The sequence below is a fragment of the Halalkalibacillus halophilus DSM 18494 genome (assembly GCF_000423105.1).
GTDB classification, from domain to species: Bacteria; Bacillota; Bacilli; order Bacillales; family Alkalibacillaceae; genus Halalkalibacillus; species Halalkalibacillus halophilus.
Map to the genome: position 1 here is coordinate 1 of NZ_AUHI01000012.1, position 12,805 is coordinate 12,805.

Genomic DNA, 12,805 nt, shown 5'->3' on the forward strand with positions numbered 1-12,805 from the left:
AGCGTTATCTAGACGAAGTCGTCCCCTAGATGACCCGCTCTACCCACAGGTGAAAATGAAGTAGCACTTTTACACATAATTATGGACTTGACATTGGTCATATGAGATTTCTGGATATAAAGGGAGTTTTATGGATAAAGGTTACTTTTTCTTGATATATCCGCCAGAATTCTGGATATCCTCTCGACTATTCTGGATATAAAAAAAATCTCGTGGATAAACGAGGAGTATTCTGGATAAGAAGCGGCTTTTCTGGAAAACGATCTACTTATCATTCTGTTCATGCCAATTGTCTTCTGGGAGCCGTTGACTTATACCAGGAATAATATCAAATGATTATATAAAAACGCTCATTTGAATTTTTACTCTTCACTCCATCTAGAATAGGATTAGTTATTTAACGTATAACTATAAAATGTGATCTATTTAAGCCTGATGAGCGAAATTTTTTCCGGTTTCGACAAAAATATGATTGTTTCTTAAAAAAAATCACGTATAACCTTGCATTCCATTTTAGTTCTATGATATATTTTTACTTGTCAGCTCAAACGGAGGAGTACCCAAGTCTGGCTGAAGGGAGCGGTCTTGAAAACCGCCAGGGGCTTCACGGCCCGCGGGGGTTCGAATCCCTCCTCCTCCGCCATTATAATTTAAAAACTAACAACAAGAATGGTTACAACATTGTAGCCTTTTTTTTATATGCTTTTATAGCTATAGAGATAGAGAATGAATGAAAAACGAGAAAGTTTTGCAAGGGGATTTGATACATGAAACGTATGCAAAGATGGCGTGTAATGGTGATGTCAGAGGCAAATCAAGAAGTGAAGCAATTTACTTTTGCGAAAGTTTGGGCTTATAGCTTTTTACTTTTTATCACTGTCCTGTCACTAAGCTTAATTTTTACTGCAAATAAAATGAATGAATTATCACAAGAGAATGCAGAATTGGAATCCTCTTTAGTAGCTGCTGAGAATTCCATTGATGTCCAAGAAGAACAAATTACTGATTTTCAAAAAGATAGACAAGCAATCAGCAACCAACTTATTGAACTGGACTCAATCGAAGCACAACTTCAAGAGATGATCGCTGCAATGGAGCCAGAATCAATTGGTTCATTTGAAGATGGTCCACAAGGTGGATTACAAATCGATCCAGACAGTAGGCACCCTGACTCTCTTGTAAACGAGGAAGAAGATATTGATTTATCACATTTACGCTCAGAAGTACCTCATTTGATCGAGCGATATGAAGGGGCTATCGATGATTTAATTGTCATCAAATCCTCTTTAGAAACGATTCCTATTGGATGGCCTGCAGATACAGACCGTATTACATCTGAATATGGAGAGCGAACGGACCCTTTTACTGGAGAAACAGCTTACCATAACGGTATTGATTTAGCAGATGACTGGGGAACAGAAATCTATGCAACAGCAGATGGAGAAGTTGATTTCTCTGGTACAAATGGTGGTTATGGTAAATCGGTTTTGATTGATCATGATAATAGTTTTGAAACACGTTATGCTCACCTTGCAGAACTAGAAGTAGAAGCAGGGGACGAAGTAGAACAAGGAGATGTCATTGGAACAATGGGAACGACCGGAAGAAGTACTGGCGTTCATTTGCATTATGAAGTGATTCAAAGTGGGGAGACGACAGATCCATATCAATTCATGACGTTCCTTCAGCGTGTATTTGGAGAATAAAGGAGATCTTCGATGTTTTCAAAACAGGATAAACAAGTCAGTAATGTGGATACGGTAATTGGAGCAGGCACCACTTTTGAAGGAGACCTTACTTCAGAAGCAAGTATTCGTGTAGATGGTACCTTTAAAGGAAGCCTTTCTAGCCAAGGTGATTTAGTCATAGGACAGGCCGGTAAGCTTGATGCGGAGTTAACAGGTAGGAATATTACTGTAGCCGGTGAAGTAGCAGGGAATATCACTGCCACCGAAACGTTGACCATTGAAGCAACTGGAAGTGTCCATGGAGATGTCACGATGCAAGTGCTTGTAATTGAGGAAGGTGGATCCTTCTCTGGAAACAGTAAGATGGTTCAACCAGCCGATCCAAAGAAAAAACAGAAAGAAGAAGCTTCCTAATAAAAAGTCGCGTTCAGACTCAACTGAACGCGACTTTTTTTGTTTTGCACTGTGTTATGCCTTCATATAATTTCTAGACGTATGAATAAACGTACTTACTTTTTCCAAAATCGGTTCAATACTGCCTTCTTCATTCATGAGATCATAATCATTAATATTAATACGCATAACTGGACAAGAGTTAAAGTTATTAATCCAGTTTTCATAACGGTCATACATTTCACGCCAGTATTCAATAGGAGTATCTTGTTCCATTTGTCTTCCGCGAGCGTGTAGTCGATCGACGATATCTTCAAACGAGCCTTCTAAGTAAATCAATAGATCAGGATGTGGGAAATAAGGTGTCATTACCATCGAATCGAATAGACTGGTATACGTATTGTAATCAGTTGGGGTCATCGTTCCTTTATCATAGTGCATTTTTGCAAAAATGCCCGTATCTTCGTAAATCGAACGGTCTTGAATGAACCCTCCCCCGTATTCGAAAATTCGTTTTTGTTCTTTGAAACGTTCAGCAAGAAAGTATATTTGCAAGTGAAAACTCCAACGTTCAAAGTCTGCATAGAATTTATCTAAATAAGGATTGTTTTCAACTTTTTCAAAAGACGTTCGAAAATTAAGCGCATTTGCAAGTGCATGTGTCATCGTTGATTTTCCGACTCCAACAGTTCCCGCAATCGTAATAACGGCATTATTGGGGATATCGTATTTACTAGCTAAGTTCATGAGTGACTTCTCCTTTAGGAATATGTTTTTCCACTGTTTCTAAAATATAATCCAAATCCTCTTGGTGTTTAATAAAGTCAATTTTGTCTCCATCTAGACGAATGACTGGTATTTCTGGATTGTCTTTTTCAAATTGATTCATAAATGCTTCATAGTCTTCTGAAAGCTGTTTTAAATAGGCTGGCTTTATGTTCTGCTCTACTTCACGACCTCGGCTTTCAATACGCTCTAACAATGTATCTAGACTCGCATGTATATAAATCATGACGTTTGGCTTCGGCATATCTTTCGTTAATATATGAAAGATTTGTTCATATTTATCGTATTGATCTTCCTTAAGCGTACGTCTCGCAAAAATCATGTTCTTCATGACATGATAATCCGATATAACAGGTTTCCCTTCCGCTAAGTAATGCTTTTCAATATCTTCTACTTGTTTATATCGATTGCATAAGAAAAACATTTCTGTTTGAAAGCTCCACTCATCTATATTTTCATAAAATTTGCCGAGAAAAGGGTTTTCTTCGACAATTTCTTTAAGCAAATGATAATAAAAATGAGTTGCTAATTTTCGAGATAAGGAAGTTTTTCCTACCCCGATTGGTCCTTCTACTGCAATGAATGGTACTTGTTTTTGGTTCACATCGGTTCCTCCATTCGAATCTAACTACTATATATATACTGCTTACCATAATATCAAATTTTAGATTTTATTTGGGCTTTCTGTCGAATTTTCTCTAAAGAAAAAAATTTGCAATTGACCTATACAAAAATTAAATTTCAACATATTTTATAGTAATCCTAATTATAAAGAGGTGATAGATATATGTTCGATCAAGATTGCCGCGATGACTTTGATTGCAAAAACAACAAATGTGTATGTAAAACGGTAAGAAAAATCGCAGAAGCGCAAGATGCTGTAACTGCGACAGGTGATTGTGAAATTGGGTGTAAACAATCAATTCGTGACTTAGTGTCGCCTACTACTCAGAATGGTAATGATACCATCCCATTTATACTTTATTGCGAAGGTAGTTGCCATCCGTTTATAGGTAGCGGGGTATTACAAGGATCTACTGGTGGAGGTGGCGGTGGACGCCCTGTACTAGAATGCTTTCAATCCCCAATTTTCCGTGTAAGTAAGGTAGGCAAGGACTGTTGTGCAGAAATTGAGTTATTGTTACCAGTAACTCAAGGAGGGTCCACTCCAGGTCCAAGAGGTAAAAAAGTATGCGATTATTTCCCAGGAAACGCTATTGCAGCTCTTCAACGCACAGGAATTTGTATCAAGGTAGACCTATGTAATTTCACGGGTATTTCATGTTTAGAACCAATTCGTGCGCGCTCCGTTGCTGATTTTAATGTGAAAGCAGCAGCAGAAAGTCATTCGAAAGATTTAGACTAAGTTTAATACCGGCATGTTTTGTGCCGGTATACATAGGAATGTTTGTGGAATAAAAAAATCGCAGTAAAGCTGTTGACAAAATACCTACAGGGGTATATAGTGGGTTTTGTAAGATAAATAATAAATCAATTTAATTGGACAAACTAGTACAATAGGGAGGTACAAGCCATGGAATATGATGCAAAAGTTCAAAATAGAGTAAAACGATTAGAAGGTCAACTTCGTGGGGTGCTTCGCATGATGGAACAAGGCGAGGATTGTAAAGAGATTATCACGCAATTGTCTGCAAGTCGTACAGCTATTGACCGTACGATTGGTGTAATCGTTAGTGAAAACTTGATCGAATGTGTTCGTGAAGCCGAAGAAAATGGAGAGAACACAGATGATCGTGTGAAAGAAGCAGTTAATTTATTAGTAAAAAGCCGATAAATCATCGGCTTTGACAAATATTTTTTTAGTAGTTAATATACCCCTATAGGTATTTTAAAAACGAATTACAAATTATGAGGAGTGTTTCAGATGGAAATTACAAAAACATTAGACGCAAAAGGATTAGCATGTCCAATGCCAATCGTAAGAACGAAGAAAGCAATAGAGGAAGTAAATTCTGGAGAGATTTTAGAAGTACAAGCAACTGATGCAGGTGCTAAAAGTGATCTAACGGCATGGACGAAATCATCAGGTCATGAGTTAGTTGATTCAAAAGAAGAAAATGGAGTATATACTTTTTACGTAAGAAAAGGATAAAAAATTTTATCATGAAGTATACCTGCGAGGGTATATAATAATAGCAGGAGGTTTTACAATGACGGAAAAGAAAAAGACAAATATTATTTTATTTAGTGGGGAATATGATAAAGCAATGGCGGCTTATATTATTGCGAACGGAGCGGCAGCTTATGATCATGACGTAACGATTTTCCATACATTCTGGGGATTAAATACGTTACGTAAAGACGAAAAGTTAATGCCGAAGAAATCATTCATGGAAAAAATGTTCGGAAAAATGATGCCACGTGGAGCGGAAAAATTACCGTTATCTAATATGCAATTCGGTGGTGTCGGTCCAAAACTTATTAAAAGTGTGATGAAAAAGCATAATGCCATGCCACTTAAAGATCTTGTCAGCATGGCTCAAGAGCAAGATGTCACGTTGCTAGCATGTACGATGACAATGGATCTATTAGGAATTAAAGAAGAAGAATTATTGGATAACATTGAGCTAGGCGGTGTTGCAGCATATATCGCTGAAGGAGAAGAAGGCGCAATTAACTTATTTATTTAATAGAAACGAGGGAAATTCATGCAAGAAATAAATGCAAAAGAAGTACAAGAAAAACTCGAAAACGGTGAAAAATTAAATTTAATTGATGTTCGGGAAACAGAAGAAGTAGCGAATGGAAAGATTCCAACTGCTACAAACATCCCACTAGGATTATTGGAATTTAGAGAAAACGAATTAGATCAAGCAACAGATTATATTATGGTTTGTCGTTCTGGCGGAAGAAGCGGTCAGGCGACTCAATATCTAGAATCAAGAGGATTTAAAGTAAAAAATATGACCGGCGGAATGCTTGATTGGGAAGGTAATGTAGAGTAACTCACTAATTTGGAGGTATTTAAAATGACTGAAATTAAAGTAGATTACACACTTGATGCAAAAGGGATGGCATGTCCAATGCCCATCGTAAAAACGAAAAAAGAAATAGATAAAATTGAGCCGGGCCAAGTATTGCTTGTAGAAGCAACAGATCCTGGATCGAAGGCTGACATGAAAGCATGGGCATCACGTGGAGGTCACCAGTATTTAGGAACGGAAGAAGATGGAGATGTGTTAAAACACTATATCCGCCGTGCTTCAGAAGAGGAATCATCGGAGGAGACCTCGTTTGATAATAAAACTGATAATGAAGGATTAAAATCAAAATTAAATCAGGATGGAGTAACTGTTGTCGATGTACGTGAATCAGCAGAATACGCTTTTGGTCACATTCCACAGGCAAAGTCTATTCCACTTGGTGAATTAGAGTCTCGTTTAGATGAAATAAATAAAGAGGATGAAATCTATGTTGTTTGTCGTACAGGAAATCGCAGTGATTTAGCGGCTCAGTTGTTACATGAAAAAGGATATACGAATGTAACAAATGTCGTTCCAGGTATGAGTGAATGGGACGGAGAAATAGAAGGGAAATAAGTAGTAGTAGGAGGTTATTTGAATGAGTGTAAAAACAATAACTGTAGAAGAAGTAGCGAAAAAGTTAGTAAATCAAGAATATCTATTTTTATTAGATGTGCGTAATGAAGATGCATATGAAGATTGGAAAATCGAAAGTGATAGTTTTACTCAAATGAACAAACCATATTTTGATTTGATGGATGGTATTGAACCAATTAAAGACCAGATTCCAACTGATAAACAAGTTGCAGTTGTTTGTGCAAAAGGTGGATCTTCCCAATATGTTGCAGAAGAATTAGACGAAGCTGGCTTTGATAATATTTATTCTGTAGAAGGCGGAATGAAGGCTTGGAGTGAACACTTAGAGCCAGTGAAGCTTGCTGATCTTAAAGGCCAAGGCGAGCTATATCAATTCGTACGTCTAGGAAAAGGTTGCCTATCTTATATGGTTATTTCAGACGGAGAGGCAGCAGTAATTGATGCGACACGTATGACCGATCAGTATATCAATTTCGCAAAAGAAAAAGGTGTAGAAATTAAACATGCTTTCGATACGCACTTACACGCAGATCACATTTCTGGTGGACGTCAGATTGCGAAAGATACTGGTGCGACGTACTGGTTACCACCAAAAGATGCAGAAGAAGTAGAGTTTGCTTACCAACCATTAGAAGATGGAAACGATGTAAAAGTTGGTTCTTCTAAAATTGATGTACAAGCTATTTACTCACCAGGTCACACGATTGGATCAACTTCCTTTATCGTAGACGATCAGTATTTAATGACGGGTGATATCTTATTCATCGAATCCATTGGACGTCCAGATTTAGCTGGAAAAGCAGATGATTGGGTAGGAGATCTTCGTGAGACACTTTACAAGCGATATAAAGCGTTATCTGACGACTTGATTGTACTACCTGCACACTATTCATTTAAAGAAGAACTAAATGAAGACGGTTCTGTACAAGAAAAATTAGGGGTACTTTTTGAAAAGAATGATGGTTTACAAGTAGAAGACGAAGAGGAGTTTCGTAAAATGGTAACGGAAAACCTTCCTCCTCAACCAAACGATCATCAAAAAATTCGCCACACGAATATGGGGAAAGAAACTCCAGATTTAGAACAGCAACGTGAAATGGAAACTGGACCGAATCGTTGTGCCGTGCGTTAAGTAAGGGATAACATCGGTCTATGAGGCAAGAATTGGAGGGGCGATCAATCGCTCCTTCTTTTATGCCAATTGTATGTATTGAAGAGGAAGTAGGTGAAAGAAAATGAAAGATTATTTTCCATCTGTGGAATGGCTGAAGCGATATAACAAAATGGATTTTAAAGGGGATATGATTGCAGGGATTATTGTTGCGATTATGTTGATTCCACAAGCGATGGCTTATGCGATGCTTGCAGGTTTGCCACCCGTCATTGGGTTATACGCTTCGACGATTCCACTTGTTATATACGCATTATTAGGGTCGTCTAGACAATTAGCTGTCGGGCCAGTAGCGATGGTATCTTTACTGGTATACTCTGGGGTATCAACGCTAGCTGAACCAGGTAGTGACCAGTTTGTTTCTTATGCACTGTTATTAACATTAATGGTCGGTGTGATTCAGTTAGTACTTGGATTATTTAAGTTAGGATTTTTAGTGAATTTCGTATCCCATGCTGTCATTAGTGGTTTTACTTCAGCTGCGGCAATTATTATTGGACTATCTCAGTTAAAGAATTTATTAGGAATTGAACTTCCGAGTAAAGGTAATGTAGTTGTTTTATTATCAGAAGCGGCAATGAAAATTACTGAGATTCATATCGCTACGTTAGTATTAGGTCTTTTGAGTATTGGGATTTTAATTGTATTTAAAAAATTTGTTCCTAAGATTCCTGGACCTTTAGTCGTTGTAGTCGTAACTAGTTTAGCCGTTTACTTTTTAAATTTGGAATCACAGGGAGTTTCAATTGTAGGGGAGGTACCATCTGGGGTACCGGCATTCTCCTTACCCGCATTTAGTTGGGAGTCGATTCAAGCGCTTCTTCCAGTGGCGTTAACCATTGCTTTTGTTGGTTTCATGGAATCTGTAGCAGTAGCTAAAGCGATTGCAGCAAAAGAAGGATATAAAGTGAACTCGAATCAGGAACTAAATGGACTAGGTGCTGCGAACATCGTCGGATCGTTCTTCTCTGCTTATCCGGTTACAGGTGGGTTTTCTCGTTCTGCAGTGAATTATCAAGCAGGTGCGCGAACAGGTATGGCGACAATCTTCACAGCTGTATTAATTGTTTTGACATTGTTATTTTTCACCGAATGGTTTTACTACTTACCACAAGCAGCGTTAGCAGCAATCATCATGGTAGCTGTATATGGGTTGATTGATGTGAAAGAAGCGGTTCATTTATTTAAGGTGAAACGAATAGATGGATGGACGTTGACAGTGACGTTCTTTGCAACTTTATTAACAACAATTGAAACAGGAATTATTGTAGGGGTCGTCTTCTCCTTAGTCGTCTTCATTTGGAGAAGTGCTTATCCACATGTTGCGGAATTAGGATACGTGGAAGAAGAAGGCGTGTATCGTAATATTAAACGTTATCCACACGCAAAGACGTATCCAAACCGAATAATCTTCCGGGTCGATGCGGCGCTGTATTTTGCGAATATTGCCTTTCTAGAAGAGCAATTGAATAAACTAACTCATGAAAAGTCAGAGACGACGCAGATTATTCTCGATTTCTCAAGTGTGAATGATATGGACGCCGTCGCAATAGATGAGCTCGACCGGATTATGCAAGATTATGATCGCTATGGAGTCGAAATTATTATTGCGAATATGAAAGGACCTGTTAAAGACTTAGTGAAAAAAGCAGGTTGGCAACAGAAGTATCATGACCGTATTCAATATATGTCGATTTCGCAGTGTTTATAAATGGAAAGAGGCTGGGACAAAAGTGTCTGTAGTCATGATTAATCCGAACAATGAAATGCGTGCGACTAACTCGCTCCTGAAATAGACTGCGCTTTCCGCGGGGAGCTGGTGAGCCTCCTCATGCTGCGCATTCCGGGGTCTCACCTGAGCTCTATTTCCCGCAGGAGTCTCCGTCTATTTCATCCGCTCTTCATCTGTTTTGTTCGGTTATTCATGCTAGCACTTTAAGTAGTCCCAGCCTCTTTTATATGAATCGGGCAGGAAAAATTCGTTGCCGGCAAAGTAGGGTAACTTTCGGGTGTAAAAAAAGCTTTGCCGGCATAACTTAGTGGTTGCCGGCAATGAAAAGTATTTACAGGTGTAGAAACTTCGATGCCGGCAAAGAGCCAACAGTCGCCGGCTCTCATCACCTGCTCACTTCTTACATTTAATTTTTCGCTTGCTCTATATGTCTTGGTTGCATATGTGAAATACTATCATCATATAAATGACAGGCTACATAGCGGCCTTCTTCAGCCTCTTGCCACTTTGGTTTAACTTCGGCACAGACATCTTCGGCATAAGGACAACGCGTTCGAAAGACACATCCAGACGGAGGGTCAATCGGACTTGGTAGATCCCCTTCAATAATAATCCGCTCTCGTTCTTCTTCAATTTTAGGGTCTGGAATTGGAACGGCAGATAGTAGGGCTTGTGTATATGGGTGTAGTGGTTTTTCATATAGTCTTTCACTATCTGTCAGCTCCACAATATGACCTAAATACATAACCGCAATCCGGTCAGAAATGTGACGAACCATGGATAGGTCGTGCGCGATAAATAAATAGGTTAATCCTTTTTCTTCTTGTAAACGCTCCAATAGGTTTATAATTTGAGCTTGTACGGAAACGTCTAGTGCAGAAATTGGCTCATCGCAAATAATGAATTCTGGGTCCAACGCAAGTGCACGAGCAATTCCAATTCGTTGTCTCTGCCCACCACTGAATTCGTGGGGGTAACGATTGGCGTGGTCTCGATTTAATCCTACTTCTTCAAGAAGCTCATATATTCGGTCGAGTTTCTCAGACTTCTTCTTATATATCCCATGGACTTCCAAGGGCTCAGCGATAATTTCTTTTACAGTGGAGCGTGGATTCAGTGAAGCATATGGATCTTGGAAAATCATCTGCATATTACGGAAATAGTGGAACTGCTCTTTTTCTGACAAGCCATGGACATTTGTTCCTTTAAATAATACTTCTCCTTCTGTACTATTATAAAGGGTTAAAATGGTTCGACCCGCAGTTGATTTGCCGCAACCAGATTCTCCAACCACTCCAAACGTTTCGCCACGTTTCACATCGAAAGAAATACCATCGACTGCTTTAAGTGACTTCCCTTTTCCCATATCAAAATGCTTCTTTAAGTCGTTTACCTCTAAAATGGTTTCGTTCGTCATTAGGCATCCCCCGCTGATTGGTAGTATCTTCGAGCAGCACAGAGTTCTGTCTCATATTTTGTTCCGGCAAGTTCGATAATTTCTATTCCTTTTCCGGTACTTGGTGAATGAATCATCTTCCCGTCTCCATAATAAATTCCAACATGATGGATGTTTCCTTTTCCTTCTTCGTAAGCGAAAAAGATGAGGTCGCCTGTTTCTAGTTGGTCGAGTGGAACTTCCTCACCGTCCTTTGCCTGATCAGTCGCATCGCGTGGGATTTCATAGCCGTTCACTTTGTGCATGTTATAAGCAAAGCCTGAACAGTCATAACCAAAGGCACTCATTCCACCCCAAAAGTAATCAAGACCTAAGAATTGCTCTCCGACTTTAACAATACTTTTTCCGTCTCCATTTGGAACTTTGCGGATCGCATCATGAATGGATACATCAGCTTTTTTAAAGATTGCTTCACCTTGAGGGGCTTGTACGACGATGTCTTCTGCTTTTTCTTCGATAACGGGTAAATACGTTAAGTAACTCAAATTCAACAGTGGCTTATCTTCCAAATCATAGAGAATGGCCGTTTTCTTTTCGATTAAAGCAATTTTTTCTCGGTACCAATCTCCAATAGAAACTTCTTTTAATTGAATCATAGGTACCCAACCCGGGTAACCACGAGGGTCTTTTTTAGAAGGTTGTTTGATCGCTATTACTTTTGCCCAACTGTTTTTCACTTCATCAACAATTACTTCTTCTCCGTATAAAAGTTGAGATTGGACTAGGTTCTCTTGCGCTAAAGCAAGTCGTTCTTCTTTACTCATTTGGTCATACCATGTATCTAAGTCCATTGGATTCAAAGTACCAGGGTGATCTATTTCTCTTGGTGATTCAGGTTCTGTCCAGATTGTAGCCACTGGAACATCAACGACATACGTAGTAGGTTGTTTTGGCATGTTGCTCATCCTCTCCTAAGCTTATACTTGTAAACCTTCAATACCTAAACCAGGTCGATCAGAAAAACTCATCTGCTTTCCGTCATAAATGACGCCACCCTTGACTGCATCGTAATCTAACATGAGGGGTGCATCGAAATCAAAACGGGTAATATTTTTCTGGCTTGCTGCAAAATGGGCAGCTGCAGAGATTCCAAGCTTTGTCTCGATCATACTTCCAACCATACAGGGGATTCCAAAAGATTCCGCAAGCTGGTTAATTTTTAACGCTTCATGAATGCCACCTGATTTCATTAATTTAATATTAATAAGGTCAGCACTTCGCGTTTCTAATACGGCCCTAGCATCTTCTTTGGTGAAGACTGTTTCATCAGCCATAATTAATGTATTCGTATGAGTGGTTACTTCTTTCAAGCCGCGGATATCATCAGCTCGTACTGGTTGTTCTACTAATTCAATTTTTAAGCCTAAGTCTTCCATTTTTTGAATGGCATAAATTGCTTCTTTTACAGACCAACCTTGGTTAGCATCTAAACGAATAATCGGTTCCGTACCAATTTGTTCACGAATTGCTTGAATACGTGTGATATCATTTTCGATTTCGTCTTTTCCAACTTTTATTTTCAGCATATTAAAGCCTTGATCAATATAACTCTGAGCGTCAGTTGCCATTTCCTCTGGATCGTTTACACTAACCGTATAATCGGTTGTGATAGTGTCTTGATAACCACCCAATAATTGATAAAGAGGAAGCCCAGCGACTTGGCTAAAACAATCGAATAAGGCAATGTCGACCGCTGCTTTTGCACTTGTGTTTCTTACAATCGCAGCCTTCACTTGGTTAATCATCCGTTCTAGTTGAACAATAGATTGACCAATTAAGATCGGCTTAAAAATTTCGTTAATGGTATACGTAATACTTGCTAATGAATCGCCAGTAATTACGTGAGTAGGGGGAGCTTCTCCATATCCCACGGTTCCATCTTCTAGTGTAATTTTTACATAAATTGATTTAGCCTCTGTTACTGTTCTAAGCGCTGTTTTAAATGGTTTGGTAAGCGGTATAGAAACTTGAAAGGTTTCAACTTGTGTGATCTTCATG

General features: G+C 38.9%; 15 protein-coding genes and 1 tRNA gene. 11 read left to right on the forward strand and 5 right to left on the reverse strand.

Annotated features, from left to right (window positions below):
* Positions 1–550 precede the first annotated feature (550 nt).
* The 3 genes from G532_RS0108330 (at position 551) to G532_RS0108340 (ending at position 2,102) form a co-directional block, all read left to right on the forward strand.
* A tRNA-Ser gene (locus tag G532_RS0108330) sits at positions 551–643 on the forward strand.
* A 124-nt stretch (positions 644–767) separates the two neighbouring features.
* A complete protein-coding gene (locus G532_RS15635) occupies positions 768–1,706 on the forward strand; it encodes a M23 family metallopeptidase (protein ID WP_051189117.1) in 939 nt (312 codons plus the stop codon).
* A 12-nt stretch (positions 1,707–1,718) separates the two neighbouring features.
* Complete coding sequence (locus tag G532_RS0108340) at positions 1,719–2,102, forward strand: bactofilin family protein (RefSeq protein WP_027964395.1); 384 nt, start codon at positions 1,719–1,721, stop codon at positions 2,100–2,102.
* A 54-nt stretch (positions 2,103–2,156) separates the two neighbouring features.
* Here G532_RS0108340 and G532_RS0108345 read toward each other — a convergent pair whose 3' ends face one another.
* A complete protein-coding gene (locus G532_RS0108345) occupies positions 2,157–2,828 on the reverse strand; it encodes a deoxynucleoside kinase (protein ID WP_027964396.1) in 672 nt (223 codons plus the stop codon).
* The gene (locus tag G532_RS0108350; RefSeq protein ID WP_027964397.1) at positions 2,815–3,471 is read right to left on the reverse strand and encodes a deoxynucleoside kinase; all 657 of its coding nucleotides are present in this window, start codon (positions 3,469–3,471) and stop codon (positions 2,815–2,817) included. Before G532_RS0108350 ends, G532_RS0108345 begins: the two co-directional genes overlap by 14 nt.
* A gap of 183 nt (positions 3,472–3,654) precedes the next feature.
* On the opposite strand from G532_RS0108350, the gene G532_RS15040 reads away from it, so the two are divergent.
* The 8 genes from G532_RS15040 (at position 3,655) to G532_RS0108395 (ending at position 9,330) form a co-directional block, all read left to right on the forward strand.
* Positions 3,655–4,233 carry a CotY/CotZ family spore coat protein gene (locus G532_RS15040; protein ID WP_051189118.1) on the forward strand — a complete coding sequence of 193 codons (579 nt, stop codon included), beginning with the start codon at positions 3,655–3,657 and terminating at the stop codon, positions 4,231–4,233.
* A 168-nt stretch (positions 4,234–4,401) separates the two neighbouring features.
* Positions 4,402–4,662, forward strand: coding sequence for a metal-sensitive transcriptional regulator (locus G532_RS0108360; RefSeq protein ID WP_027964398.1), 261 nt, complete (start codon positions 4,402–4,404; stop codon positions 4,660–4,662).
* A gap of 90 nt (positions 4,663–4,752) precedes the next feature.
* The gene (locus G532_RS0108365; protein WP_027964399.1) at positions 4,753–4,980 is read left to right on the forward strand and encodes a sulfurtransferase TusA family protein; all 228 of its coding nucleotides are present in this window, start codon (positions 4,753–4,755) and stop codon (positions 4,978–4,980) included.
* A gap of 58 nt (positions 4,981–5,038) precedes the next feature.
* Positions 5,039–5,518, forward strand: a complete 480-nt coding sequence (locus G532_RS0108370) for a DsrE/DsrF/DrsH-like family protein (RefSeq protein ID WP_027964400.1) — start codon at positions 5,039–5,041, stop codon at positions 5,516–5,518.
* Positions 5,519–5,536: 18 nt separating this feature from the next.
* Complete coding sequence (locus G532_RS0108375; RefSeq protein WP_027964401.1) at positions 5,537–5,833, forward strand: rhodanese-like domain-containing protein; 297 nt, start codon at positions 5,537–5,539, stop codon at positions 5,831–5,833.
* A 24-nt stretch (positions 5,834–5,857) separates the two neighbouring features.
* Complete coding sequence (locus G532_RS0108380; protein ID WP_027964402.1) at positions 5,858–6,427, forward strand: sulfurtransferase TusA family protein; 570 nt, start codon at positions 5,858–5,860, stop codon at positions 6,425–6,427.
* A 22-nt stretch (positions 6,428–6,449) separates the two neighbouring features.
* Complete coding sequence (locus G532_RS0108385) at positions 6,450–7,580, forward strand: MBL fold metallo-hydrolase (protein WP_027964403.1); 1,131 nt, start codon at positions 6,450–6,452, stop codon at positions 7,578–7,580.
* 103 nt (positions 7,581–7,683) lie between these two features.
* Positions 7,684–9,330, forward strand: a complete 1,647-nt coding sequence (locus G532_RS0108395; RefSeq protein WP_027964404.1) for a SulP family inorganic anion transporter — start codon at positions 7,684–7,686, stop codon at positions 9,328–9,330.
* Between the two features lie 427 nt (positions 9,331–9,757).
* Here G532_RS0108395 and G532_RS0108400 read toward each other — a convergent pair whose 3' ends face one another.
* Genes G532_RS0108400 through G532_RS0108410 form a run of 3 tightly spaced genes read right to left on the reverse strand, consistent with a single transcriptional unit; the run spans position 9,758 to position 12,804 of the window.
* A complete protein-coding gene (locus G532_RS0108400) occupies positions 9,758–10,768 on the reverse strand; it encodes an ABC transporter ATP-binding protein (RefSeq protein ID WP_027964405.1) in 1,011 nt (336 codons plus the stop codon).
* Entirely contained in the window at positions 10,768–11,703 is a 936-nt protein-coding gene (locus tag G532_RS0108405) for a C40 family peptidase (RefSeq protein ID WP_027964406.1), read from the reverse strand. The genes G532_RS0108400 and G532_RS0108405 overlap by 1 nt, the downstream gene beginning before the upstream one ends.
* A 21-nt stretch (positions 11,704–11,724) precedes the next feature.
* Positions 11,725–12,804: a mandelate racemase/muconate lactonizing enzyme family protein gene (locus G532_RS0108410; RefSeq protein ID WP_027964407.1), complete on the reverse strand. Its 1,080-nt coding sequence runs from the start codon at positions 12,802–12,804 to the stop codon at positions 11,725–11,727.
* Position 12,805: the final 1 nt, after the last annotated feature.

What these genes read in the sequence shown, in the direction of transcription:
- G532_RS0108345 (WP_027964396.1), bottom strand. Translation starts at nt 2,828, where the DNA reads ATGAACTTAGCTAGTAAATACGATATCCCCAATAATGCCGTTATTACG.
- G532_RS0108400 (WP_027964405.1), bottom strand. Translation starts at nt 10,768, where the DNA reads ATGACGAACGAAACCATTTTAGAGGTAAACGACTTAAAGAAGCATTTT.
- G532_RS0108405 (WP_027964406.1), bottom strand. Translation starts at nt 11,703, where the DNA reads ATGCCAAAACAACCTACTACGTATGTCGTTGATGTTCCAGTGGCTACA.
- G532_RS0108380 (WP_027964402.1), top strand. Translation starts at nt 5,858, where the DNA reads ATGACTGAAATTAAAGTAGATTACACACTTGATGCAAAAGGGATGGCA.
- G532_RS0108395 (WP_027964404.1), top strand. Translation starts at nt 7,684, where the DNA reads ATGAAAGATTATTTTCCATCTGTGGAATGGCTGAAGCGATATAACAAA.
- G532_RS0108340 (WP_027964395.1), top strand. Translation starts at nt 1,719, where the DNA reads ATGTTTTCAAAACAGGATAAACAAGTCAGTAATGTGGATACGGTAATT.
- G532_RS0108410 (WP_027964407.1), bottom strand. Translation starts at nt 12,804, where the DNA reads ATGAAGATCACACAAGTTGAAACCTTTCAAGTTTCTATACCGCTTACC.
- G532_RS0108370 (WP_027964400.1), top strand. Translation starts at nt 5,039, where the DNA reads ATGACGGAAAAGAAAAAGACAAATATTATTTTATTTAGTGGGGAATAT.
- G532_RS15635 (WP_051189117.1), top strand. Translation starts at nt 768, where the DNA reads ATGAAACGTATGCAAAGATGGCGTGTAATGGTGATGTCAGAGGCAAAT.
- G532_RS0108365 (WP_027964399.1), top strand. Translation starts at nt 4,753, where the DNA reads ATGGAAATTACAAAAACATTAGACGCAAAAGGATTAGCATGTCCAATG.
- G532_RS0108385 (WP_027964403.1), top strand. Translation starts at nt 6,450, where the DNA reads ATGAGTGTAAAAACAATAACTGTAGAAGAAGTAGCGAAAAAGTTAGTA.
- G532_RS0108375 (WP_027964401.1), top strand. Translation starts at nt 5,537, where the DNA reads ATGCAAGAAATAAATGCAAAAGAAGTACAAGAAAAACTCGAAAACGGT.
- G532_RS15040 (WP_051189118.1), top strand. Translation starts at nt 3,655, where the DNA reads ATGTTCGATCAAGATTGCCGCGATGACTTTGATTGCAAAAACAACAAA.
- G532_RS0108360 (WP_027964398.1), top strand. Translation starts at nt 4,402, where the DNA reads ATGGAATATGATGCAAAAGTTCAAAATAGAGTAAAACGATTAGAAGGT.